Source organism: Mesorhizobium sp. AR10 (assembly GCF_024746795.1).
In the GTDB taxonomy this organism is placed as follows: domain Bacteria; phylum Pseudomonadota; class Alphaproteobacteria; order Rhizobiales; family Rhizobiaceae; genus Mesorhizobium.
In genome coordinates this window covers 2042010-2065820 of the sequence record NZ_CP080524.1, presented here as the reverse complement: position 1 = coordinate 2065820, position 23811 = coordinate 2042010, and the positions used below count along the sequence as shown (strand labels likewise).

Annotated in this window: 26 protein-coding genes and 1 pseudogene; 15 read left to right on the top strand and 12 right to left on the bottom strand. The window is 62.8% G+C overall.

Features of this window, described 5'->3' with window-relative positions:
* Window positions 1-117: 117 nt before the first annotated feature.
* Complete coding sequence (locus LHFGNBLO_RS13490) at window positions 118-1059, bottom strand: nucleoside hydrolase (RefSeq protein ID WP_258608088.1); 942 nt, start codon at window positions 1057-1059, stop codon at window positions 118-120.
* A 144-nt stretch (window positions 1060-1203) separates the two neighbouring features.
* Here LHFGNBLO_RS13490 and LHFGNBLO_RS13485 point away from each other — a divergent pair, with 144 nt between their 5' ends.
* Together LHFGNBLO_RS13485 and LHFGNBLO_RS13480 are read left to right on the top strand one after the other, a co-directional pair.
* Window positions 1204-1629, top strand: a complete 426-nt coding sequence (locus LHFGNBLO_RS13485; RefSeq protein WP_258608087.1) for an Hsp20 family protein — start codon at window positions 1204-1206, stop codon at window positions 1627-1629.
* 62 nt (window positions 1630-1691) lie between these two features.
* Window positions 1692-1949 carry a DUF1150 family protein gene (locus LHFGNBLO_RS13480; protein ID WP_258608086.1) on the top strand — a complete coding sequence of 86 codons (258 nt, stop codon included), beginning with the start codon at window positions 1692-1694 and terminating at the stop codon, window positions 1947-1949.
* 141 nt (window positions 1950-2090) lie between these two features.
* On the opposite strand, the gene ptsN is transcribed toward LHFGNBLO_RS13480, so the two are convergent.
* From ptsN to lptC, 6 genes and pseudogenes are all read right to left on the bottom strand, one after another.
* Entirely contained in the window at window positions 2091-2555 is a 465-nt protein-coding gene (gene ptsN, locus LHFGNBLO_RS13475; RefSeq protein WP_258608085.1) for a PTS IIA-like nitrogen regulatory protein PtsN, read from the bottom strand.
* Window positions 2556-2615: 60 nt separating this feature from the next.
* Window positions 2616-3200 (bottom strand): ribosome hibernation-promoting factor, HPF/YfiA family, encoded by a 585-nt coding sequence (hpf, locus tag LHFGNBLO_RS13470; RefSeq protein WP_258608084.1) that lies wholly within the window; start codon window positions 3198-3200, stop codon window positions 2616-2618.
* A gap of 267 nt (window positions 3201-3467) precedes the next feature.
* Window positions 3468-4994: an RNA polymerase factor sigma-54 gene (rpoN, locus tag LHFGNBLO_RS13465; protein ID WP_258608083.1), complete on the bottom strand. Its 1527-nt coding sequence runs from the start codon at window positions 4992-4994 to the stop codon at window positions 3468-3470.
* A 198-nt stretch (window positions 4995-5192) separates the two neighbouring features.
* Window positions 5193-6011 carry an LPS export ABC transporter ATP-binding protein gene (gene lptB, locus LHFGNBLO_RS13460; RefSeq protein WP_258609708.1) on the bottom strand — a complete coding sequence of 273 codons (819 nt, stop codon included), beginning with the start codon at window positions 6009-6011 and terminating at the stop codon, window positions 5193-5195.
* A gap of 90 nt (window positions 6012-6101) precedes the next feature.
* Window positions 6102-6593 (bottom strand): annotated as a pseudogene (locus LHFGNBLO_RS13455) (LptA/OstA family protein); the annotation flags it as partial.
* A complete protein-coding gene (gene lptC / locus LHFGNBLO_RS13450) occupies window positions 6580-7293 on the bottom strand; it encodes an LPS export ABC transporter periplasmic protein LptC (RefSeq protein WP_258608082.1) in 714 nt (237 codons plus the stop codon). The gene lptC and the pseudogene LHFGNBLO_RS13455, both read right to left, overlap by 14 nt.
* A 301-nt stretch (window positions 7294-7594) precedes the next feature.
* Here lptC and sppA point away from each other — a divergent pair, with 301 nt between their 5' ends.
* The 11 genes from sppA to LHFGNBLO_RS13395 all read left to right on the top strand — a co-directional run bounded on the left by sppA (window position 7595) and on the right by LHFGNBLO_RS13395 (window position 17719).
* On the top strand, window positions 7595-8551 hold the full coding sequence (gene sppA / locus LHFGNBLO_RS13445; protein WP_258608080.1) for a signal peptide peptidase SppA: 957 nt from the start codon (window positions 7595-7597) through the stop codon (window positions 8549-8551).
* A gap of 81 nt (window positions 8552-8632) precedes the next feature.
* Window positions 8633-8917 carry an integration host factor subunit beta gene (locus LHFGNBLO_RS13440; RefSeq protein ID WP_006200394.1) on the top strand — a complete coding sequence of 95 codons (285 nt, stop codon included), beginning with the start codon at window positions 8633-8635 and terminating at the stop codon, window positions 8915-8917.
* A gap of 45 nt (window positions 8918-8962) precedes the next feature.
* Window positions 8963-9319 carry a DUF1049 domain-containing protein gene (locus LHFGNBLO_RS13435; protein WP_258608078.1) on the top strand — a complete coding sequence of 119 codons (357 nt, stop codon included), beginning with the start codon at window positions 8963-8965 and terminating at the stop codon, window positions 9317-9319.
* A 37-nt stretch (window positions 9320-9356) separates the two neighbouring features.
* Entirely contained in the window at window positions 9357-10322 is a 966-nt protein-coding gene (locus tag LHFGNBLO_RS13430) for an ornithine cyclodeaminase family protein (protein WP_258608068.1), read from the top strand.
* Window positions 10323-10457: 135 nt separating this feature from the next.
* Complete coding sequence (locus LHFGNBLO_RS13425) at window positions 10458-11519, top strand: class I SAM-dependent rRNA methyltransferase (RefSeq protein WP_258608066.1); 1062 nt, start codon at window positions 10458-10460, stop codon at window positions 11517-11519.
* Window positions 11520-12371: a TrmH family RNA methyltransferase gene (locus tag LHFGNBLO_RS13420; RefSeq protein ID WP_258608064.1), complete on the top strand. Its 852-nt coding sequence runs from the start codon at window positions 11520-11522 to the stop codon at window positions 12369-12371. It abuts the gene before it with no gap.
* A complete protein-coding gene (gene lspA, locus LHFGNBLO_RS13415) occupies window positions 12368-12856 on the top strand; it encodes a signal peptidase II (protein ID WP_258608061.1) in 489 nt (162 codons plus the stop codon). The genes LHFGNBLO_RS13420 and lspA overlap by 4 nt, the downstream gene beginning before the upstream one ends.
* Window positions 12857-12935: 79 nt before the next feature.
* On the top strand, window positions 12936-13925 hold the full coding sequence (locus LHFGNBLO_RS13410; protein ID WP_258608051.1) for an MDR family oxidoreductase: 990 nt from the start codon (window positions 12936-12938) through the stop codon (window positions 13923-13925).
* A gap of 86 nt (window positions 13926-14011) precedes the next feature.
* On the top strand, window positions 14012-16300 hold the full coding sequence (locus tag LHFGNBLO_RS13405; RefSeq protein WP_258608049.1) for a PAS domain-containing hybrid sensor histidine kinase/response regulator: 2289 nt from the start codon (window positions 14012-14014) through the stop codon (window positions 16298-16300).
* A gap of 161 nt (window positions 16301-16461) precedes the next feature.
* On the top strand, window positions 16462-17349 hold the full coding sequence (locus tag LHFGNBLO_RS13400) for a GNAT family N-acetyltransferase (protein ID WP_413774681.1): 888 nt from the start codon (window positions 16462-16464) through the stop codon (window positions 17347-17349).
* 7 nt (window positions 17350-17356) lie between these two features.
* Window positions 17357-17719, top strand: a complete 363-nt coding sequence (locus LHFGNBLO_RS13395) for an MmcQ/YjbR family DNA-binding protein (protein ID WP_258608047.1) — start codon at window positions 17357-17359, stop codon at window positions 17717-17719.
* 4 nt (window positions 17720-17723) lie between these two features.
* Here LHFGNBLO_RS13395 and LHFGNBLO_RS13390 read toward each other — a convergent pair whose 3' ends face one another.
* Window positions 17724-18356 (bottom strand): trimeric intracellular cation channel family protein, encoded by a 633-nt coding sequence (locus LHFGNBLO_RS13390; protein ID WP_258608045.1) that lies wholly within the window; start codon window positions 18354-18356, stop codon window positions 17724-17726.
* A gap of 117 nt (window positions 18357-18473) precedes the next feature.
* A complete protein-coding gene (gene grpE / locus LHFGNBLO_RS13385; RefSeq protein ID WP_258608043.1) occupies window positions 18474-19103 on the bottom strand; it encodes a nucleotide exchange factor GrpE in 630 nt (209 codons plus the stop codon).
* Between the two features lie 238 nt (window positions 19104-19341).
* On the opposite strand from grpE, the gene LHFGNBLO_RS13380 reads away from it, so the two are divergent.
* Both LHFGNBLO_RS13380 and LHFGNBLO_RS13375 read left to right on the top strand, forming a co-directional pair.
* Complete coding sequence (locus tag LHFGNBLO_RS13380; protein ID WP_258608041.1) at window positions 19342-19545, top strand: hypothetical protein; 204 nt, start codon at window positions 19342-19344, stop codon at window positions 19543-19545.
* A gap of 94 nt (window positions 19546-19639) precedes the next feature.
* The gene (locus LHFGNBLO_RS13375) at window positions 19640-20662 is read left to right on the top strand and encodes a fatty acid desaturase (RefSeq protein ID WP_258608039.1); all 1023 of its coding nucleotides are present in this window, start codon (window positions 19640-19642) and stop codon (window positions 20660-20662) included.
* Window positions 20663-20706: 44 nt separating this feature from the next.
* Here LHFGNBLO_RS13375 and LHFGNBLO_RS13370 read toward each other — a convergent pair whose 3' ends face one another.
* The 3 genes from LHFGNBLO_RS13370 to LHFGNBLO_RS13360 form a co-directional block, all read right to left on the bottom strand.
* Entirely contained in the window at window positions 20707-21324 is a 618-nt protein-coding gene (locus LHFGNBLO_RS13370) for a DJ-1/PfpI family protein (RefSeq protein WP_258608037.1), read from the bottom strand.
* A 189-nt stretch (window positions 21325-21513) separates the two neighbouring features.
* The gene (locus LHFGNBLO_RS13365; protein WP_258608035.1) at window positions 21514-23121 is read right to left on the bottom strand and encodes a GMC family oxidoreductase; all 1608 of its coding nucleotides are present in this window, start codon (window positions 23119-23121) and stop codon (window positions 21514-21516) included.
* Window positions 23122-23192: 71 nt separating this feature from the next.
* A complete protein-coding gene (locus LHFGNBLO_RS13360; RefSeq protein ID WP_258608033.1) occupies window positions 23193-23726 on the bottom strand; it encodes a DUF934 domain-containing protein in 534 nt (177 codons plus the stop codon).
* Between the last annotated feature and the right edge of the window lie 85 nt (window positions 23727-23811).

Below are 23811 nucleotides of genomic sequence, written 5' to 3'. Positions count from 1 at the left end.
AAACGAGTGGCTCGCCCCGGCACGGATGGTCACGCAGCGACCGCGTGAGGGGCAGCTCCGCCGCCGCTCATCCCCTGCCGGGATCTTCTCCCCGCAAACGGGGAGAAGGAAGAGGCCCTAAAGCCGCCCAAGCCTCTCAACCAGCAATGCGAAAAACGCATCATGGTCGATGTCGCGCATCACCATGGCGTTCTTCGGCCGCTTGGTCACGCCCCACCAGTCGATGACGGTCATACCCATGGTAAGCTCGGAGGCGGTCTCCACGCTGACGTTGCAGTTGCGGCCCTTGAACAGCTCCGGCTTCAACAGATAGGCGATGACGCAAGGGTCGTGTAGCGGCCCGCCGTCCGTGCCGTATTTCTCTTCGTCGAAACGCTCGAAGAATTCGAGCATGTCGGCGGTGGCCGTGCCCACTTTGGTGCCGAGCTGGCGAAAGGTCTGCGTGCGCTTGGCCGTGGTCAGCGCCTTGTGGGTGACGTCGAGCGGCATCATGACGATGGGGATGTCGGATTTGAACACGACATCGGCGGCATGCGGGTCGACATAGATGTTGAACTCGGCGGTCGGCGTAACATTGCCGCCTTCGAAGAAGCCGCCGCCCATCAGCACGATTTCCTTGATACGCGACGCGATCTTCGGCTCGCGGATCAGCGCCAAGGCAATGTTGGTGAGCGGCCCTAGCGCGCAGAGCGTGATCGTGCCGCTCGGCTCATTCATCAGCGTTTCGACGATGAAATCGACCGCGTACTGATCCTGCAACGGCATCGTCGGTTCGGCCAGTTGCGGTCCGTTGAGGCCGGTCTTGCCATGCACTTCCTCGGCGGTGACGAGTTGACGCGCCAGCGGTCGGAGGGCGCCGGCATAGACCTTGATATCGGGCCGGCCGGCAAGTTCGCAGATCTTGCGTGCGTTCTTTTCGGTGAGCTTCAACGGCACGTTGCCGGCAACAGCTGATATGCCGACGATCTCCAGTTCGGCACTGCCGAGCGCCAGCAATATGGCGACGGCATCGTCCTGGCCGGGATCCGTGTCGATGATGATCTTTAGTGGTTGAGGCATTTCAATTCCTTGTCTGGGGAGTCTTTTTGGGCGGGTTTTTTTGACGGCTTGAACTTGGCCGCGGGGCGGACCATATCAAGACCACCGGGAAAGATGCCATGCGGGTCTTTCCACTTTATGTCGCTCTCGAGAGGACAGTGTAACATGAGCCGAATGACGCCCTTTTCCAGCCCGCTTCTTCTGGGTTTCGACGCTATGGAAAAGACCCTTGAGCGTCTGGCGAAGACCGGTGACAGCTATCCTCCCTACAACATCGAGCGCCTCAGCGGTGCCGACGGCAAGGCCGAAAGGCTGCGCATCACGCTCGCTGTTGCCGGGTTCGCGGAAAACGATCTCGATGTCACCACGGAGGAAAACCAGTTGGTCGTGCGCGGCCGTCAAAACGACGACACCGAGCGCGAATTCCTTCACCGCGGCATCGCCGCGCGCCAGTTCCAGCGCTGTTTCGTGCTGGCCGACGGCATGCGGGTGATCGCGGCGGAGCTGAAGAACGGCCTTCTGTCGATCGATCTCGATCGGCCGGAGTCGGAACGGCTGGTACGGAAAATAAACATATCGGTGAAAGACTGATCTTTACCGATGGCTCTCATGCGGGATGGCCTTGAGCGGCGTCTCGCGCCAAGGAGGCTTGAATGACCAGAACTGACGAAAATCTCGCCATGACCAGCGGCGAATTCGCCCATCTCGGCGAAGGCTCGGTCGCCTATCTCCGGAAAGTGTCGAGCGACGATCTGCGCGGGCGCTTCCCCGGCCTCGGTGAAATCGAACCCGGCATGGAGTTGTGGGCATTGTTTGCCGCCAACGGCCAGCCGATCCTGCTTTCCGATGCTCGCGACCGCGCATTGGCCGGTGCGATGGAAAACGACCTGACCACTGTCGCTATCCACTAAACCATGATCCCGAAAAGTGGGACCCGGTTTTCGGAGTAGATCATGGTCAAACAAGAACGACGGCTGTCCGGTTGAAAAGGATAGGGCCGCTCACCGCGGCCCTGGAAGTCCTGTCAAAATGTGATCTCAATCGAAAAAACTTCAGGCCGCGTGCGAGGCCTGCGTGTCCGACAACAGCGCGTGGATTGCCACGGCATCGCGCGTACCCCTGATCTTGGCCACCATGTCGGCATCGCGCAGCACCCGCGCGATGCGCGACAATGCCTTGAGGTGATCGGCACCGGCACCTTCCGGGGCCAGCAGCAGGAACACCAGATCGACCGGCTGATCGTCCAGCGCCTCGAAATCGACCGGCGTCTCCAGCCGGGCAAACACCCCGGCAATACGCTTCACCCCGGCCAGCTTGCCGTGCGGAATGGCGATGCCGTTGCCGACGCCGGTAGAGCCCAGCCGTTCGCGCTGCAGGATGGTGTCGAACACCTCCCGCTCCGGAATGCCTGAAATTGCCGCCGCCCTTTCGGACAGCAATTGCAGCAGCTGCTTCTTCGAGTTCGCCTTCAACGCCGGCATGATCGCCGGAACGTTGATAAGATCGCTCAGATCCATGCTTGAAAATCCCTTGTTCGCCTGCCGTCGCCAGTCCTCGCCCCTCGCGCGGCCGGCTCCTTATCCCTGTGCGACTTTGGTCGTGGACGGATCGATCCAGCCGATGTTTCCGTCCGGCCGGCGATAGACGATGTTGAGATGTTCGTTTCCGGCATTGCGGAAAACGAAAACCGGGCTGTCCTTGGTGTCGAGCTCGATAACGGCTGACGCGACCGACATGGTCTTTAGCGTCATGGTCGATTCGGCGACGATGGCCGGCGCGAAATTCTCCGGTATGTCCTCGTCGTCGTCGGCTAGCGGCGCCATCACCGTATAGGCGATGTCGGTGGGTTCGCCGTTGGTGTTGCCCGAATTGTGTGATTTCAGACGTCGCTTGTAGCGTCGAAGCCGGGTTTCGAGACGGTCGGCCGCGGCCTCGAAGGCCAGCGTCGGATCCTGGGCGTCGCCGGTTGCTTGCAGCGAAGCACCGGAATCGAGCCGGATCATGCAATCGGCCGAATAGCGCGACCCCGATTTGATGACCGTGACATGCCCCGAAAAGCCCCGATCGAAATATTTTCCGATCGCCTCGCCGACACGATCGGTGATGCGCGTACGGAACGCATCGCCGATATCCATATGTTTTCCCGATATGCGCAGTTTCATCTGAAAACTGACCTTCCTTGCTCAGGCTTCAAACTGGCCAGAGTTTATACTCGTGGTCCGTGCGCACAAGCTTTGCGGCGTCACTCGCGCCGATTTTAAATCCGAACTTTCCGGTTGATCACAAGCCGCCTTCTTGGCCGTCCCGTGGCCTATCGTGACGGACCATCCGCATGCGGACAATCTAGTGCGTCTCATGCGGGCGGGCTTCTAGCCACTTCATTGCGGCTTGTCAATGAAGCTCGCCAGCTGTGGAAATTCGGCTGCGGTTCAGCGCCCGGCGCTGGCCAGAGCACGTTTTTCGCGCCGCCGCTGCACCGACGAGGGAATGTTCATGCCCTCCCGGTACTTGGCGACCGTTCGCCGGGCGATGTCGACACCATTTTCCCGCAACATATCCACGATCGCGTCGTCGGAAAGCACGTCGACGGGTTTTTCCTCGTCGATCAACTGCTTGATCCGGTCGCGTACCGCTTCCGACGAATGCGCATCGCCACCGCCCGACGAAGCGATCGAGGCGGTGAAGAAATAGCGCAGTTCGAACACACCGCGCGGCGTCAGCATGTATTTGTTCGCCGTGACCCGGCTGACGGTCGATTCGTGCATGCCGATGGCATCGGCCACCGTGCGCAGGTTGAGCGGCCTGAGCTGACGCACGCCATGGACGAGAAAAGCATCCTGCTGGCGCACGATTTCCGAGGCAACCTTGAGGATGGTCTTCGCCCGCTGGTCGAGGCTGCGCGTCAGCCAGTTAGCATTTTGCAGGCATTCAGCCAGAAAATCCCTTTCCGTCTGGTTTTTCGCCTGGGGCGAAACCTGGGCGAAATAGATATGGTCGACCAGCACGCGCGGCAGCGTTTCGGCATTGAGCTCGACCGTCCAGCTGCCATCGTTTGCCGCCCGCACTTCGACATCGGCGACGATCGAGTCGCTGGTGCCGCCCGAAAACGCCGTCCCCGGTCGCGGATCGAGCGCCCGGATTTCGGCCAGCATGTCGAGAAGATCCTCCTCGTCGACTCCGCAAATCCGTTTCAGCGTCTGGAAATCGCGCCGCGCCAGGAGTTCAAGGTTGGCGATCAGCGCCTTCATGGCCGGATCGAACCGATCGCGCGCCACAAGCTGCAACAACAGGCATTCGGCGAGGTCGCGAGCAAAAAGGCCGACAGGCTCGAATGTCTGACAGACCGCCAGCACCTTAGCCACCGTGGTTGCGTCGGTGCCGAGACGGATCGCGATCTCCCCCGTATCGGCGCGCATATAGCCGGCCTCGTCGAGGCCATCGGCCAGTTCGCCAGCAATCAGGCGCTCCGCCGGATCGGCAAAGGCAAGCGCAATCTGCTCGCCGACATGCTCGCGCAGCGTGATGGCGGCGGCGGCCATGTCGCCAACGTCGAAGCCGTCGGACGAGGACGCTGAACTGTTGCCGGAAGCAGATTTCCATTGCGCCGTCAGGTCGGGACCGAGCCGCTCGCTCGTCCCGGGATCGTCGGGAAACAGGTTTTCCAGCGAAGAATCGAGCTTGTCCGAGATCGCCTCGGCGCTCCATTCTGTCTCAGCCTCGAACCAGTCGCCCTCGACGGCGGCTTCAGGTGAAGCGTCAGTCTTCTGCGCCTGATCGCTCGCGGCGTCGTCCTGGGGTTCGGCGCGCTCCAGAAGCGGATTGCGCTCGATCTCATCGTCGATGAAGTGTTCGAGCTCGATATGGGTGAGTTGCAGCAGCCGAATCGACTGCATCAGTTGCGGCGTCATCACCAGCGACTGGGATTGTCGTAGCTGTAATCTCGCCGCCAGGGCCATGGTTCGGTTTCAAACGCCTCGTCTACGCATCAGCACTGCCGGGAGGAACTTTCCCAGCCGGCCATAGAAACTGGCCCGGCTTTTGCTTGTCAAGGCGAAGACTAGCAAAAGCCGCTTACCGGAGCGTTATCTCAGGGAAAATTCGCTTAAAACAATCGAGAATTGCATGAAAATCATGCCGCAACATGGATTTTACGCTCAGAGCGTGAATCCTTCGCCGAGATAAAGTCTGCGCACGTCGGCATTGGCGACCACTTCATCTGCCCGGCCATGGGTAAGCACCTGGCCGGCATGGATGATGTAGGCGCGGTCGATGAGGCCGAGCGTTTCGCGGACATTATGATCGGTGATGAGCACGCCAATGCCGCGCGCGGTCAGGTGGCGCACAAGTTGCTGGATGTCGGCAACGGCGATCGGATCAATGCCGGCGAAAGGCTCGTCGAGCAGCATGTAGGCCGGCCGCGTCGCCAGCGCGCGCGCGATCTCGAGCCGTCGCCGCTCACCACCGGAAAGCGACATCGATGGCGATTTGCGCAGATGGCTGATGTGGAATTCTTCCAGCAGTTCGTCGAGGCTGCGCTCGCGTACCTTGCGGTCCTTTTCGACCACTTCCAGCACGGCGCGGATGTTCTGCTCGACATTGAGGCCGCGAAAAATCGAGGCTTCCTGCGGCAGATAACCAATGCCGAGGCGCGCGCGGCGATACATCGGCATCGAGGTGACGTCGAAACCGTCGATCTCGATCGTGCCTTCGTCGACCGGCACCAGACCAGTGACCATATAGAAACAGGTCGTCTTGCCGGCGCCATTGGGGCCAAGCAGCCCGACCGCTTCGCCGGCGCGCACGCCGATGGTCACGCCGCTGACGACCTTGCGGCCCTTGTAGCTCTTGGTCAGGCCCTTGGCGATCAAGGTGCCCTTGAACTTTGCCTGATCGACGGTGACCGTGCCCGGTGCCGCTGGTTTGCTGGCGGCCCGCCCTGGAAGACCCGCCATCAGCGACGATATGCCAGCCATTACTGCTTCGGCGCTCCGGACTTCGGCGGCGTCCATCGACATGACGACGCGCCCGCCACAGCCGTCGACCTGAGCCAGGCCGCTTTTCATCTGCACGGTGAGCTTGCAACCCTTAAGGACGTTGACGCCTTGCGACAGCACCACCTCCTTGCCGGATAGGACGAGCACTTCCGTTTTCATGTCGAAGGTACCGCGATCGCCTGTGGCGATCTGGTCGTCCGATTTGATATAGACCTTGTTGTCGACCTCAAGGTGGTCGATGTTGGCCGAGCCGGTCATCGCCGATGCGTTGGCGGCTGAGCCCTTGGCCGCGGCTTCGGGGTCCTTGACATAGTAGACCGTCATCTTGCCGGCCTTGAGCACCGTTGGCCCCTGTACGACCGTGACGTTGCCGGTGAATACGGCGACACTGTCCGCCTGGCGGACCTCGAGCTTGTCGCTTTCGATCTGGATGGGCTTGTCGCCAGACAATTGGAGCCCGGACTGGCTGGTCGCGCTGGATTGCGCCCAGGACGGAGCCAGGCCCAGCAACAGCAAGGCCGAAGCGGCTACGACAAGCCGTGTCGAACTACTGGGACGCATTCGATTCTCCGCTCTTTGCCTCTGCCGCCTTCAAGCTGGCGGGATCGATGTTGACGCGCACTCTGTTCTCGAAAACCAGGACCTTGCCATTGTCCTGGACCGACATCGAATCCGCCGTGATTCGCGACCCGCCACGGCTGACATCGACGGGATCATCCGTCTTCATAGTGCCTTTGCCCATGTCGAGAAAGATCGATTTGAACTTCGCCTCTAAGCCGTCGGTGGTCGTCACGGTGACATCGCTGGTCAGGTTCATCGTGTTGCCATCGCGGTTGTAGATGCCGCGCTTGGCGTTGACGGACGCCACATTGTCGGGCGCCAGCGGCAATTTGGCATTGATGCCCTCCAAATCGATGATGCCTTGCTTGCCGACGTCCTGTATGGCGCGCAAGGCTGTCAGCGAGTAGGGCAGCTTCTGCTTGGTGAATCCGTTGAGCTTGGGGTTGGCCATCACCAGCTTGCCGTCGGAAAAGGCGCTGCCATCGGCCTGCACCGCGATGGAAACAGGTGCGGCAAGGTAGGAGTAGACCGGAAAGGCAACGGCGACCAGGGCAGCCGCCAGCGGCACCGCAAACTTCAAGATGCGGACACGGCGCGAATGGCGCTGCGCAAGCCCGAAGGCGTCGAGCCGCGCGGCGCCTGGCACCGCAGGAGCCAACACCGCCTCGGTATTGGTCGGTTCGATCGGTCGCGCTAACATGACTGCTTTCTATAAACCCTAGCCGCCAGACACCGCCTATAGGTGGGATGCCGGCCCCCGCAAGCAAGCACAAGCGGAGGAAAACCGCAAAAATGTGACGGCTTCTGTTGTACAAGCGAAATTGAAGTCAACACAACTGTCCGCACTTCATACCAGATACGGGCGGGCGGCGTTAATTTTTCATGAAACGCCCGTTGCAGGCGTTGGCCGCCCGTTGTTTGGGGCAAGCCTGTCAGGAAACGGTAGCCGGGCGCAGATGGTTGCTTTAAAAGCATCTCTCCCACCGACTATGAGGCTGACTATGGCACTGAGAGCCGACGACCTGATCGACCGCCGCCGTTTGCGACGCAAGCTGACATTCTGGCGTGTTGCTGCATTCGCTATCGTAGCAGCAGGGCTGATCGCCCTTTCGGCATGGGTCTACGGTGACGACTTCGCAGGCGCAGGCGTCGACCACATCGCCAAGGTCAGGATCGAAGGCACCATCACCGAAGACGAGGAACTGATCAAACGGCTGGAAACCATCCGCCAGTCCTCGACGGTGAAAGGCGTGATCCTGTCTATCGATTCGCCCGGTGGCACCACGGTCGGTGGCGAATCTATCTACGAGGAGGTGCGCAAGCTCGCCGCCGACAAGCCGGTGGTGGCGCAGGTCGGCACGCTCGCCGCATCGGCGGGCTACATGATCGCAAGTGCTACCGACCATATCGTCGCCCGCAAATCCTCGATCGTCGGCTCGATCGGCGTGCTTATCCAGTATCCCGATGTCAGCGGCCTCATGGACAAGCTCGGCATCAAGCTCGAGGAAGTGAAATCCTCGCCGCTGAAAGCTTCGCCCTCACCCTTCAAGCCGACCAACGACGACGAGCGCGCCATGGTCCGCAAGCTCATTCTCGACAGCTACGACTGGTTCGTCGGCATCGTCGCCGAGCGCCGCAAGATGACTCAGGCACAGGCGCTGGCGCTCGCCGACGGTTCGATCTTCACCGGCCGGCAGGCGCTCACCAACCGGCTGATCGACGCTGTCGGCGGCGAGACTGAAGCGATCGACTGGCTGGCAACCAAGGGCGTCGATGCCAAGCTCAAGGTGGTGGAGTGGAAAGACACCGAAAAACGCGGCGGCTTCCTGTTCTCGAAGGCGATGGCGCAGAGCATCGGCAGTGCGCTCGGCCTGCCGGACGCCGGTGGCGACGTCATTCACGAACTTGGCGCCGACCGCTTGTTTCTTGACGGTCTCGTTTCCGTCTGGCACCCTTGATGGGTCGTATGGGACGATTAAAAAAGCAAATAAAATCATCCTCATAATTTGACTGCAGTGCTTTCACGGGGAACCTTTCTCATGATCAAATCCGAACTTGTGCAGATCATTGCCACGCGCAACCCGCATCTTTTCCTGCGCGACGTCGAAAACATCGTCGGCGCCATTTTCGACGAGATCACCGACGCCCTTGCCGAAGGCAACCGGGTCGAATTGCGTGGCTTTGGCGCTTTTTCGGTGAAAAACCGCCCCGCCCGCACCGGGCGCAATCCGCGCACCGGCGAATCCGTCGAGGTCGAGGAGAAATGGGTGCCGTTCTTCAAGACCGGTAAGGAGTTGCGTGAAAGGCTGAACGGCGGCAAATAGGCGCCGCGGGCGCAGGCGCCCACTGGCCTTTCGACAGGAAACCTTATGTTCAATCGCTTCATGCTCGTCGTGGTCTTCGTGCCGCTGGCCATCATCCTGGTTGCGCTTGCCGTTGCCAACCGCGAACTGGTTGCCTTCACGCTCGACCCGTTCAATCCCGGCAACCCGGCGCTGACGCTGAACCTGCCGCTTTTCATCTTCCTGTTCCTGGCGCTCGCCATCGGCATGATCGTCGGCAGCCTGGCGACCTGGGTCAAGCAGGGCCGCTACCGCAAGCTGGCGCGCCAGCGCGGCGTCGAGGCCGAGAACCTGCGGCAGGCGGTCAGCCGCGCGCCCGCCGCGCCGCAAGGCCCGTCCCAAGGGTCGGCCCAAGGATCGGCCTTGCCGAAGCCGACCAGTTGAACCGCCGGTCGGCGTTTTTCTCTCCACGGAGTTTTTCATGCTGACCATTTCGGCCGCCGAGGTCGACCATGCGCTGACCTTTCCCGGACTGGTCGAAACCTTGCGCGCAGCCTTTCGCGACGGCGCCGTGCAGCCTGTGCGGCATCATCATGCGGTCGAACGGCCCGACGGTGCTGCCTCGACGCTGCTTTTGATGCCGGCCTGGACCGACTTCAATGCCGCCGGCACCTCTGCCGGCGGCCATATAGGCGTCAAGATCGTCACCGTGTCGCCCGACAACAACGCTATCGGCAAACCCGCGGTCATGGGGCTCTACCTCTTGCTCGACGGCGCCACCGGCGAGCCTGAGGCCTTGATCGACGGCCAGCGGCTGACGCAGTGGCGCACCGCCTGCGCCTCGGCGCTGGCCGCCTCCTATCTGGCCCGCAAGGACGCCTCGCGGCTCCTTGTGGTTGGCGCCGGCGCGCTGTCGCCGTTCCTCGCCAAGGCGCATTCGGCTGTGCGACCGATCAAATCCATCCGCATCTGGAACCGCACGCCGGCCAATGCCGAAAAGGTTGCGGCGGAATTGCGCGCCGAAGGCTTTGCTGCAGAAGCCGCAAGCGATCTCGACGCCGAACTTGGTCAGGCCGACATCGTCTCGTCGGCGACCATCACCACTGCACCGCTGATCAGGGGCGCATTTTTGCATCCGGGAACCCATGTCGATCTGGTTGGCGGCTTCACGCCGACGATGCGCGAAAGCGACGACGATGCGATTGCGCGGGCCCGCGTCTATGTCGACACCCGCGCCGGCGCCACCAAAGAGGCGGGCGATATCGTCCAGCCGCTGGCCTCCGGCGTGCTGAAGGCGGAAGCCATCGTCGCCGACTTGCATGAACTCGCGCGTGGCCAGAAAGAGGGCCGTCAGAGCCCCGATGAGATCACGCTGTTCAAGTCGGTTGGCGCCGCCCTCGAGGACCTTGCCGCCGGCATTGCCGTCTACAAAGCACTCAAGCGGTAGGCTGTAGGGGAATAGGGCTCGCCTGACTTCGCATTGGAGCCTACTGCCCTAAACCGGCGGCCGCCTCGACCGGAGCACTGTGTTGCGCCATCGGTGCCCCTATGCCAAAAGCGGCCACCCGCTGCGGAGATTTTCTTGAAATCCTTTCGCGATCGAAACCGCGACAACCGCCCGCATCAACCCGCCAAAGGTCGGGCTGAACAGGCGCGGCCAGGCGAGACCGGCCAGACGGCAAGGTCGAAGCCGGACGACCGGTCCGAACCGAAAGCCGTGCCGCGCACCCTTTCGCGCCGCGACGGCGCCCTGCCCACTGAGCGCCTTCCGCTGATCCTCGAAGTGGCGCCTAATCAAGACTATGCGCTGCTCGACAGCGGGGCCGGAGAGAAGCTCGAACAATACGGCCCCTATCGCATCGTCCGGCCGGAGGGCCAGGCGATCTGGCAAAAGGCCTTGCCGGCAAAGGACTGGGAACGCGCCGATGCGATTTTCACCGGCGACACCGACGAGGAAGGCATCGGCCGTTGGCGTTTCCCGAAGACGCCGCTCGGCGAAACCTGGCCAATGAAGCATGACGGCATCGATTATCTCGGCCGCTTCACCTCGTTTCGCCATGTCGGCGTCTTCCCCGAACAGGCCTCGCACTGGGATCACATGGCCGGGCTGATCGCGGCGGCGAAGCGGCCGGTCAAGGTACTGAACCTGTTCGGCTACACCGGCCTTGCCTCGCTGGTGGCGGCCCGCGCAGGCGCCGAGGTCACCCATGTCGATGCGTCCAAGAAGGCAATCGGCTGGGCCCGCGAAAACCAGGAGATGGCCGGGCTGGGCAGCAAGCCGATCCGCTGGATCGTCGACGACGCCATGAAATTCGTCGAGCGCGAGGAGCGTCGCGGCAGCCGCTACGACATCATCCTGTTCGATCCGCCGGCCTATGGCCGCGGCCCCAAGGGCGAAGTCTGGCAGTTGTTCGAGGACCTGCCTGATCTGACCGACCTCTGCCGCGCGATCCTGACGCCGAAACCACTCGCCGTGGTGCTGACCGCCTATTCGATCCGCGCTTCCTTCTTCGCCATCCATGCCTTGCTGCGCGACACCTTTGCCGGCATGGGCGGCACGGTTGAATCGGGTGAACTGATCATCCGCGAGAAATCCGCCGGGCGGGCACTCTCCACATCCCTGTTTTCGCGCTGGGTGGCCTGAATGAACGAGCGGCACGCCGGTGCGCCGGGGCAGGTGAAGGAAGTCACCAGCCTCGCCAACCCGCTGATCAAGGACATCAAGGCGCTGGCGCTGAAGAAATTCCGCGACCAGCAGAATGCCTTCATGGCCGAGGGGCTGAAGCTGGTCATCGACGCGCTCGACCTCGGCTGGTCGATCAAGACACTGGTCTTCGCCAAGGCCGGGCGCGGCAATGCGGCGGTCGAAAAGGTGGCGGCACGCACGGTTGCTGCCGGCGGCACTGTGCTCGAAGTTTCGGAAAAGGTACTGGTCGCCATCACCCGGCGCGACAACCCGCAAATGGTGGTCGGCGTGTTTTCGCAGAGGCTCCTGCCGCTGAAGGAGATCCGCGCCAACGATGGCGATGTCTGGGTGGCGCTCGACCGGGTGCGTGATCCCGGCAATCTCGGCACCGTCATCCGCACCGTCGACGCCGTCGGCGCCAAGGGTGTCATTCTGATCGGCGAGACCACCGACCCTTTTTCCGTCGAGACCGTGCGCGCCACCATGGGTTCGATATTCGCCGTGCCGGTGACCAAGGCCACGCCGGAAGCCTTCCTCGCCTGGCGAAACAGCTTCTCAGGTCTCGTCGCCGGAACACATCTGAAGGGTGCGGTCGACTACCGCTCGGTCGATTTCTCCAGAGGCCCGGTGCTGTTGATGATGGGCAACGAGCAGCAGGGCCTGCCCGACAACCTGGCCGAGAGCTGCGACAGGCTGCTGCGCATTCCGCAGGCAGGCCGCGCCGATTCGCTCAACCTCGCCGTGGCCACCGGCGTCATGCTGTTCGAGATCCGGCGCGGCGCGCTGAAGCTGGAGGACGCCAAGCCATGAAATCATGGCCTCCCTACGTCCTGCTGACTGTGGCGGCAATTGCGCTCGACCAGTGGATAAAACATCTGGTCGAGACCAGCCTCGCCTTTCAGGAAAAACTCGACCTGGTGCCGTTCCTGGCGCTGTTTCGCACCTACAACACCGGCATTGCCTTCTCGATGTTTTCGTCCTTCGGCGACACCGGCCTGGTGGTCATCGCGGTCCTCGTCGTCGCTTTCGTGCTCTATCTCGCGACCCGCACGCCGCCCGGCCACGTGCTTGCCCGCACCGGCTTTGCGCTGATCATCGGCGGCGCGCTCGGCAATCTGATCGACCGCGCTGCCTATGGCCACGTCATCGACTACATATTGTTCCACACGCCGGTGTGGTCCTTCGCCGTCTTCAACCTCGCCGACGCCTTCATCTCGGTCGGCGCCGTGCTGGTCGTCTTCGACGAGCTCATCGGCTGGCGGCGCGAGGCGAAGCCGCAAGGTCCTGACGCTTGAACGCCCAATTCTCTTGAACGATTGACCACGCCGGGCTGTCGCCGCACAGTCCGCGCACTGCCAGACCGAGGAGAAAAAAGTGACCGAAACCTTCAAAGCCATCCTCGTTTCACGCGACGCCGAGAAAAAGCAGTCGGTTGCCGTGACCGACCTCACCGAAGCCGACCTGATGGAGGGCGACGTCACCGTCGCCATCGAGGCGACGACCATCAACTACAAGGATGGGCTGGCCATATCAGGCAAGGCGCCGGTGATCCGACGCTGGCCGCTGGTGCCCGGCATCGATTTCGCCGGCACTGTGATCTCGTCTTCCCATACCGATTGGCGCAAGGGTGACAAGGTCATATTGAACGGCTGGGGCGTCGGCGAAACGCATTTTGGCGCCTATGCCGGGCGCGCCCGCGTCAAAGGCGACTGGCTGGTGCCGCTGCCGGATGGCATGAGCGCGCATGACGCCATGGCGGTCGGCACGGCCGGCTACACGGCCATGCTTTGCGTCATCGCGCTGGAGCGGCACGGCATTGTGCCCGATCGCGGCCCGGTTGTGGTGACGGGTGCCGCCGGTGGCGTCGGGTCGGTCGCGGTCTCGATCCTGTCCAGCCTCGGCTTTCATGTCATCGCCTCCACCGGCCGCAATGCCGAAAGCCCCTATCTGATCGACCTGGGGGCTGCGGAAGTGATTTCGCGCGACGAGCTTGCCCAGCCGGCAAAGCCGCTCGCCAAGGAGCGCTGGGCCGGCGGCGTCGATGCGGTCGGCAGCCATACGCTGGCCAACGTGCTGTCGATGACCTCCTATGGCGGCGCGGTCGCCGCCTGCGGCCTAGCCGGCGGCATGGATCTGCCGTCGAGCGTCGCCCCGTTCATCCTGCGCGGCGTCTCATTGCTCGGCATCGATTCGGTGATGGCGCCCAAGGCCGTCCGCATCGAGGCGTGGCGCCGCATCGGCACCGATCTCGATCATCACAAGCTTGCCAGCCTGTCCACGACCATCGGCTTCGACGGCATCATCGCTGCCGCGCATGACATCGTCGACGGCAAGATCAGGGGCCGCGTGGTGGTGGATATGTAGGGCCCTAGGGGGTAAAGCAGCGCGATCGCTAAAATTCGAACGATCCCCCGCAGTCTTCCATAATCTCTGTCTGATAGGGATTTCGCATGATCGCGGAATCCGGCAGCAGAGAGAAGAACCATGCCGAAAGCGTCGACGGGCCGAGGCCCGAGATGCCGAAACGGCAGCTTGTCGTCGCGCCGCCGCTGGCGCCCGAACTGCCGGCTGGCAATGCCGAAGGTCTCCCCTTCCTGACGGTCGTCGCCAGTATCGTTCTGGCGGGACTGTCCAATCTCACCGGAGCGCCGATCTTCATCACCGTCGGCTTGCTGGCGACCGGCCTGGCCGGCCTCGTCATGCATCTGCGCGCCAAGCGCACCGAGCGCCGGACAGTGGCCCTGCTCGACGAAACCGCGGCCCGCAGCCGCGCCGAAATCGAGACGCTGGCCGACCGCATGTGGGAGATGCAGGAGAGCGAAGAGCGCTTCCGCGGGCTGATCGATGCGCTGGGCGACCTCGTCGTCCATCGCGACCGCGACGGCCACATCGTCTATGCCAACAAGGTTTTCGCTGGCCTTGTCGAAACTGATCAGCGCGACCTTGCCGGCAAGACCCTGGCCGACCTTGGCATCGACGTCGGCATCGTCCCCGATGCGGCTTTTTCGGATCACGAATGCCTGAGTTCCACTGACGTCGCCATCCGCACGCCGAGCGGCCCGCGCTGGTTTTCATGGATCGAACTGTCGGTGCGCGACAAGGACAGCGGCGCCGTTTCGCATCGCGCGATCGCCCGTGACATCACGGCTCGCAAGCGCGCCGAATCGTCACTGATCACCGCCCGCGAGCGAGCCGAATATGCAAGCCAGGCCAAATCGCGCTTCCTCGCCACCGTCAGCCATGAGATCCGCACGCCGATGAACGGCATCATGGGCATGGCCAAGCTTTTGGCCGACACCAATCTTTCGCCTGAACAGCGGACCTATGTCGGCGCCGTCTCGACCTCGGCCAGCGCACTGCTCGCCTTGATCGAGGATCTGCTCGATTATTCCAAAATCGAGGCAGGCCGGTTCGACCCGGAACCGCAGCCGACATCGCTGCGCGAGATCGCCGACAACATCATCGAACTCATGGCGGCTCGCGCTTTCGCCAAGAACATCGGCCTTGGCTGCCATGTCGAACCCGACGTGCCGCAGATGATCACCGCCGACCCGGGTCGGGTAAGGCAGGTGCTGCTCAACCTCATCGGCAACGCCATCAAGTTCACCGACACCGGTGGCGTGCTGGTGAGCGTCGCGCGGGCGCGCACCGAGACCATCGACCGCATATGCTTCACTGTTGCCGACACCGGTCCCGGCCTGCGCGAGGACGACATGGAGCGCATCTTCGAGGAATTCGAACAGTCCGACGGCACGTCGACCCGGGTGCATGGCGGCGCCGGTCTCGGTCTTGCCATCTCCAGACGCCTGGTGACCGCCATGGGCGGCACCATTTCGGTGTCGAGCCGGCTTGGCGAGGGATCTGAATTCGTCTTCGAAATCCCGGCCATAGCAGCCACCGAGGCACCGCAAAACCGCCAGAACGTTCTATCGGGCCGCCGCGCGGTGATCCTGTCGAAAAACGTCATCGAGGCCGAGGCCATCGCCCGCACCGTCCGCACCCATGGCGGCGTCGTCGACCTGGCTGCAACCCCGGCCCAGGCAGCGCCTTTCGCCACGGGCTGCGACGTGCTTCTGGTCGATGCAGCCATGGAAGACGCTGATGGAAGGCTGCTCAAGCGCCTGCGCCAGAGCGGCTTTGCCGATTGCGAGGCCATCACGCTGATCGCGCCGACCGACCGCGGCATGCTTGGCGAATTCCGCGCCAGCGGCTACGCCACCTTCCTGGCCAGGCCGGTGCGCGGCGAAACGCTGCTGCGCGTGCTTTTGACCAGCCATGCCCCCGTCCTCGCCCAGCCAAAGCCGGAAAAACATGGCCTCCCGTCCCTTCGTTCCCTTGGCCGCCGTCAACAGGGCCTGTCTGTGCTGATCGCCGAAGACAACGACATCAACGCCATGCTCGCCCGTGCCACGCTTGTGAAGGCCGGGCACCGCGTGAAAGTGGTCGGCAACGGCAAAGCCGCGGTCGAGGCCGTGACCGAGGCCGGGCTCAAGCACCGTTTCGACGTGGTGCTGATGGACCTGCATATGCCGGTCATGGACGGTCTGGATGCGATTGCCGCCATCCGCCGCCACGAGGAGGAAATGGCAGTGCCGCCGGTTCCGATCATGGTGCTTTCAGCCGACAGCCAGGAAAAGACCCGTCATACGGTGCTCGCCCATGGCGCCAGCGGCTTCGTCACCAAGCCGCTCGACCCCGACGCGCTGGTCCATGCGGTCGAGGCCCAGGTGGCCGCCTGAGCCTGTACAGGTACCATCTCCACACAGTAGCGTAGCCGGTTGACGGCAATACCCAGCCGACGAAGTATTGCCCGCCGGACCGTATCACGGTACTGTCACAATCCTGTTGCACCTACACCGTATCCCCGTGCCAAGAGGGATGGCTCGAAGGAGAATCACTCGTGCATACAGTTATGCCGGAATGTGACACTCGGCCGAACGCCAGCGGCGCACTGCTCGCCGGGCGCACTGTCGATTCCGTCATAAAAGGCGCATCGCTCGGCCGTATCGGCAACCTCGAGGTGCGGCTCGCCCGCAACGAGGCCGAGATCGCGGCCGCGCAGGAAGTGCGCTACCGGGTCTTTTATGACGAGCTTGGCGCCAGGAAAGGTCTGTTCCAGGCGCAGGACCGCCGTGACGCCGACCGGTTCGATCCGCTCTGCGACCATCTGCTTGTCTTCGATACTTCGCTTTCCGGCCCCGAACACCGCCGCATCGTCGGCACCTACCGCCTTCTGCGGCAGGAAATCGCGGCGACGGCAGGCGGGTTCTATTCCGAGGGTGAATTCGAGCTGACCAAGCTCATTGCCCGCCATCCCGGCCAGCGCTTCCTCGAACTCGGCCGCTCCTGTGTTTTGCCGGAATACCGCTCGAAGCGTACCATCGAGGCGCTGTGGCAAGGCATATGGGCCTATATCAAACACTACGAGATCGGTGTGATGACCGGCTGTGCCTCGTTCCCCGGCACCGTGCCGGCTGCACATGCCGAGGCGCTCACATATCTTGCCCACCATTGCCGGACCAACTCGGCCTGGGATGTGCGGGCGGTCAGCGGGCGTTATTGCTCGATGGATTTGATGCCTATCGAGGCGGTCAACGCCAAGGCGGCCATCGCTGCGATGCCGCCGCTGGTCAAGGGTTACCTGCGCGTCGGCGCCCGCATCGGTGACGGCTGCGTCATCGACCGCGAATTCTCGACCGTCGACGTGTTCGTGGTGATGCCGGTCAAGGAGATCGGCGCGCGCTACGTCAACTACTATGGCGGGGAAGCCCAGCGCTTCGCCGCCTGATCCTGTGGTGAACGACGACCTTTCCGGCGCTTTCCAAAAATTGCAGCTTGCGGCACGCGGCCTGCCGGACGTCGTCGAAACCACGTCCTATGGCACGCCGGCGCTGAAGGTCGGCAAGAAGCTGCTGACCAGGGTCAAGGATGCCGACACCATCGTCTTGATGTGCCCGCTCGACGAGAAGGAGATGCTGCTCGAGGCGGCACCCGACATCTATTTCGAGACCGACCACTACAAGGGTTGGCCGGCTATCCTCGTCAGGGTGCATGTGATCGCGCCCGACGAACTGCGCCACCGGCTTGAGCGCACCTTTGTGGCGCAGGCACCGAAGACGCTGCTCAAAGCCTGGCAAGCTGCTCGCTCGGGAAGATGATTTCTTAGGGAATGTCTTCCGGCCGCCGGCCGGGCCGGCTCTTGTAGGATGGAAACGACCAGCCGAATTTGAGCGCGCCGCCGCGTACCAGAAAAGCCGCTGCGAAGCCGACCAGGCCAGATGCGAGCGGCGGCAGCCCTGCGAGATCGCCTGTTGTGTAGAGGGCCGCACCTGCAAGCGCGGCGGTGACATAGATTTCCGGCCTGAGCAGCACCGATGGCTCCCCGGCCAGGAGATCGCGCAGAATGCCGCCGAATGTAGCTGTGAGCACGCCGGTGATGACCGACACGACCGGAGAGCCGGTGATGGCCAGCCCCTTGGCCGCGCCCATCACCGAAAAGGCGGCGAGCCCGATGGCATCGAGCCAGAGCAGCCATTTCCAGCGGGATTCGACGCGGTGCGCGCTGAAGAACACCACCACCGCAACCACCGCGCAGATCAGCACATAGCCGGAGTTGGCGACCCAGAAAACCGGCAGGTTGAGGATGACGTCGCGAAACGTGCCGCCACCGATGCCGGTGACGCTGGCCAGGAACAGGAAGCCGATAATGTCGAGCTGCTTGCGCGAGGCGGCAAGCGCACCGGTCGCGGCGAAGACCGCGACGCCGGCGTAGTCGAGAAGGTCGATCGGATTCATGGGGCTATGGCGGGAGTAAGGGAATAGGGCAGTAGGGAGATATGAATAGCACGAAGCCGTACAATTGGTACGGCTGCTCTATTTTCCTACTGCCCTACTCCCTTGTTCCCCTAACTCTCAAGCGTCCCTTTCGGCCTCGTCGTTGACCGGGCCGGGTTCGACAGGTGTTTCGCTCGCCACATGCTTGGGTCCGCCCTTGGCGACGCCGACCATGGCCGGCCGCAGCACGCGCTCACCGATCGAATAGCCCGGCTGCACCACCTGGACGACGGTGTTGGCCGGCACCTCCGGATTTGGCACCTCGAACATCGCCTGATGGAAATTCGGGTCGAATTTCTCGCCTTCCGGCTCAAGCTTCTTTACCCCGTGCCGCTCAAGCGCCGACAGCATGGCGCGCTCGGTGATCTCGACGCCGTCGATCAGCGCTTTGAACCCGGCGTCGCCCGATGCCTTGGCCTCGGCCGGGATGGCATCGAGTGCTCGGCGCAGATTGTCCGACACCGACAGCATGTCGCGGGCGAAATTGGCCACCGCATAGGCGCGCGCGTCATGCACGTCGCGGGCGGTGCGGCGCCGCAGATTTTCCATCTCGGCCGCAACGCGCAGCGCGCGGTCCTTCAGTTCGTCGTTTTCCTTCAGCAGCCGAACCAGCGCTTCATAGTCGCCGTCGACGCTGCCTTCCGTGCGCTCGGTCTCGGCCGTTTCGATATCCTCGGGCGCGCGTTCGTCTTTTGTCTGGTCGCTCATCGCCGTTTCCCGTCATTTTCGAATGGTTTGGATTTGCGCCCGATATCGAGGTTTGGCAGCCAAAAATCAAGGGGCAAGCGATACTGAAGGCTGCCGGTCGAGCTTTGACGGTGCGTTGCGAAGACCTTCGACATTAATTCAAATTTTACCGTATTCTCTGGCTTTGCTTGCCAACAGACCATGATGTGGGAACCATTCCAAGGCCGGAGGAGTTTCGAAGCCGACACAGGATTTTGAAATGATGACCCGCAACAATGGCGACAGGCGCGAAAGTCTTGCTGCCGACATCAAACGCCAGTTCAGCACCGAGGCAACAGCGCGCTTCCTGCGCACCTTGCCGGCATTCCGTACCGAGGCCGACATTCCCGACCATTTCAGGGAGCTGCTCGACAGACTGGACGGTGTCGAAGGCAGTTTGGCGGGCGGCAAACACCAGCAGTAGCAACGGACACGCGTCGCATCGCGCGACAATTACCCACAGTAATTTAGCGTGAGCTCCGCCTTGCGGCGATGGGGCGGTCCGTCTATGAATCCTGATGAACATGATTTCCCCTGAGACTGTCGCCAACAGCAAGCGCGCCTGGCTGAAAATTCTGGCGCGCTACAAGAAGCCTGACAGGCGGCGCAGTGCCGTCGAACTCGCCATCACCCTGATCCCCTTCGCCACGCTCTGGGCGCTCTCCTCGGCCGCCTATGCCTACGGTCACTGGTGGGGTTTGATCCTGATCGTCCCGGCGGCCGGCTTTCTGGTGCGGATTTTCATGATCCAGCACGATTGCGGTCATGGCTCCTTCTTCGCCAATCGCTATGCCGACGACTGGATCGGCCGCAGTCTGGGTGTGCTGACACTGACGCCCTACGATTGCTGGCGCCGTGCCCACGCCACCCATCACGCCAGCGCCGGCAATCTCGACGAGCGCGGCATGGGCGACATCAAGACGCTGACCGTCGCCGAATACCGGCAGATGTCCTGGCGAGGCCGCCTTGGCTATCGTCTCTATCGCCATCCGCTGGTGATGTTCGGCCTTGGGCCAATATGGCTTTTCATTTTTGAGCAGAGGCTGCCGGTCGGCATGATGCGGGGAGGTCTGACGCCTTGGGTGTCGTCCATGGCCACGAATGTCGCCATTGCGCTGGCTGCGGCGATCCTCATCTGGTTCGTCGGCCCGGGCGCCTTTCTGATCGTCCATCTGCCCATCGTCATCCTCGCCGGTTCGGCCGGCGTCTGGCTGTTCTATGTACAGCACCAGTTCGAGGAGACGGAATGGGCGAAGGATTCCGAATGGGAATTCCAGCATGCCGCGCTGCATGGATCGTCCTACTATGACCTGCCGCCGGTGCTGAACTGGTTCACCGGCAATATCGGCGTCCACCACGTCCACCATCTCTCCGCCAAGGTGCCGTGCTACCGGCTGCCGGAAGTGCTGAGGGACTATCCGGAACTGCGCGACATCGGCCGCGTCACGCTTCTCGACAGCCTGCGCTGCGTCAAGCTGGCGCTATGGGACGAGAACCGCAGGAAGCTGATTTCATTCCGCGAAGCGCGGATGGCCGCGTAGACGCACCGCCGCACCAGAGGTGCGGCGGGTTTCCCAAAAACCGTTCAAGCTGCCTTGCGCTCGTCGCGCAGGATTTCGCCATGGCGGATCTCGGTGCCAAGCACCTTCAGGCATTCGCGCATGAAGGCAGCGAGGCCCGGCCAGCCCTTGGCCGACACCAGATTGCCGTCGACATGGGCGCCGGTCGGCGCGACATCGATATAGATGCCACCCGCCAGCGTGACTTCCGGCTCGCAATACTGGAGCGCCGCGACTTCGCGGCCGCGCACCACGCCATCGACCGCAATCAGGATCTGCACGCCGTGGCAAATGGTGAAGATCGGCTTGCCGGTTTCGTGGAAATGCCGGACCAGCGCCTGCACGCGCTTGTCGATGCGTATGTATTCCGGCCCGCGCCCGCCGGCGGCGTAGACGGCATCGTATTCGGCCGGCTTCACCTCGGAAAACGTCTTGTTGAGGATGTAGTCGTGGCCGAGCTTTTCCGTATAGGTCTGGTGGCCTTCGAAGTCGTGCAGCGACGTCTTCAATATGTCACCCGCCTTCTTGTCGGGGCAGACGACATGGACCGTGTGGCCAACCGCATGCATGGCCTGTTCAAAGACGAAAATCTCGTATTCCTCGCTGAACTCGCCAACGAGCATTAATATCTTCTTGCCTGCCATTCCCGGTTCCTCCCGTGGCTTATTTATTTCGGATCACGAAATAATGGGCCTATCCTAAGGGCAAGACGGCGAAAGGAAAAGCGTGAATCGCACAATTGGTCGGACCAGATTGATTTGTCTGCCATAGCGGGTCGACCCAGCGCCTGCTCCTGAGGCGAACGCGGCCAGCCTTGGTCCGACCAACAGCGGTCAGGCAGCGGCCCGGATCATGTCCGCCGCCTTTTCAGCGATCATTATCGTCGGCGCATTGGTGTTGCCGCCAATCAGTGTCGGCATCACCGAAGCATCGACGACGCGCAGGGCCTGCAGCCCGCGTGCCCTGAGCTGCGGGTCGACCACGGCCATGTCGTCGATGCCCATCTTGCAGGTGCCAGCCGGGTGATAGATCGTGTCGGCGCGAGCCCTTATATGAGCCATCAGTTCAGCGTCGCTGGAGACGCCTGCGGTGTAGATTTCCCTATTGCGATATTTCGCCAGCGCCGGCGCTTCCAGGATGCCGCGCATCATCCTGACCCCCTTGAGCAGCAGGACGGCATCGCGTTCGTCGGAGAGAAAACGCGGGTCGATGCGTGGCGGCGCCAATGGGTCGGTTGTCGAAAGCCCGACCGCGCCGCGCGAATGCGGCCTGAGCACGCAGACGTGGCAGGAAAAGCCATACCCCATATGCAGCTTGCGGCCATGATCATCGACAATCGCGACGCAGAAGTGCAACTGCAGGTCGGGGCGGTCGATCGCCGGATCGGATTTGAGGAAGGCGCCGCCCTCCGCATAAGGCGTGGCGATCATGCCGCTACCATCCTTGCGCCAGCGCAGCATATGCCGCAGCAGGCCAGGTGTGCCGCGCAAACCTATGCCCATCATGTCGGCATCCCTCGACGTCCAGGCCATGACAAAATCGAGGTGATCCTGCAGGTTCTGCCCGACGCCGGGCAACTCATGGACGACCGGAATGCCATGCGCGGCAAGTTCGACCGCCGGACCGATGCCGGACAAAAGCAGAAGTTGCGGCGATCCGAAGGCGCCGCCACAAAGGATGACCTCGCGCTTGGCTTCCGCCACGGCTTCGCATTTCCCTGTGCGATAGCGCACGCCGGTGGCGCGCTTGCCGTCAAGGACGATGCCGGTGGCATGCGCCCCGGTGATGACAGTGAGGTTCGGTCGGCTCATGGCCGGATGCAGATAGGCGGCGGCGGCCGAACAGCGCTCGCCGTTGCGAGCCTCGCCCCAGAACTGCGTGACCTGGTAGAGCCCTGCCCCTTCCTGCTCCGGCCCGTTGAAATCGTCGTTGCGCCGGATCTGGCTTTCGCCGCAGGCCTCGACAAAGGCCCTGGCGATCGGGCGTGGCTCCTGCTGTTCGGCGACCCGCAACGGTCCGTCGCCGCCATGCAGGACGTCGGCGCCGCGCTGATTGCCTTCGGCACGCCGAAAATACGGCAGCACCTCGTCCCATGACCAGCCATCGCAACCGAGGCCGGCCCATTCGTCATAGTCGCCGCGGTGCCCACGCGTGTAGAGCATGGCATTGATGGCGCTGGAGCCGCCCAGCGCCTTGCCGCGCGGCTGGAAGCCCTTGCGCCCGCCAAGCCCTTCCTGCGGCACCGTCTGGAATGCCCAGTTGTTGATCCTCGGCCGGCCCGGCAGCAGTGCGATGATGCCCGCCGGCGCGCGGATGAGCAGATCCTTTCCCGTCCCACCGGCCTCGATCAGGCAGACCTTCTTCGACGGGTCTTCGGAGAGCCGCGCGGCCAGCGTGCAGCCGGCCGAGCCGCCGCCGGCGATGACATAGTCGTAGCGCATGATCTCCTCCCAGCTGTGCTAGGAGAAGCTCGATCGCAGCCATTGTAAAGATGCAGCGCGTTGCCGCCGCGTCAGCCGGTGCGTGCGCGCCGCCAGGAGTATTTCTGGCCTTTCGGCTCCGGCTTGGAGGTCGGCTGATAATAGAGCGGCAGCCCGCCGGAGTGCCCTTCCTCGAGCCGCTTCAAAAGCACGGGATGCGACACTTCGAACTCGTCGAAGCCAAGGCGCAGCATGTGCGGCAGCTGGTCGACGAGAACCTGGCCGGTGGCGCGCACCGCACCCTCGAAATGGTAGCGGCTGCGCAGCAACTCTCCCTTGGAGAACGAGCGACCGTCGCTGAAAGCCGGGAAGACCAGCGCCACAAGCGACAGCTGGTCGAGCAGGTCGGCGATCTTTTCCAGCTGGTCGCCTGGTTGAAGCGCAACGCCGATGCGCTCCTTCGCCGACAGGCGCACCTCCGGATCAAGGCCGAGAAACGCCTGCAGCGGCAGGATGAAGCGACCGTTGCCGGACAGCGCATCGGCAGTTTCGGCATGAGCCCACTCGTCCTCGCGGAAACCCTGCGGGGTCCAGAGGCGTGTCTCCGGTGTCGTCTGTTCAGTCATCAAAAATTCCTAAGCCCAAATGAATCCAGGGTGTGTTGAAACTCAGCTCAGGCCGAGCCGGAGTCGAGACGGCGCGAAGCGACCA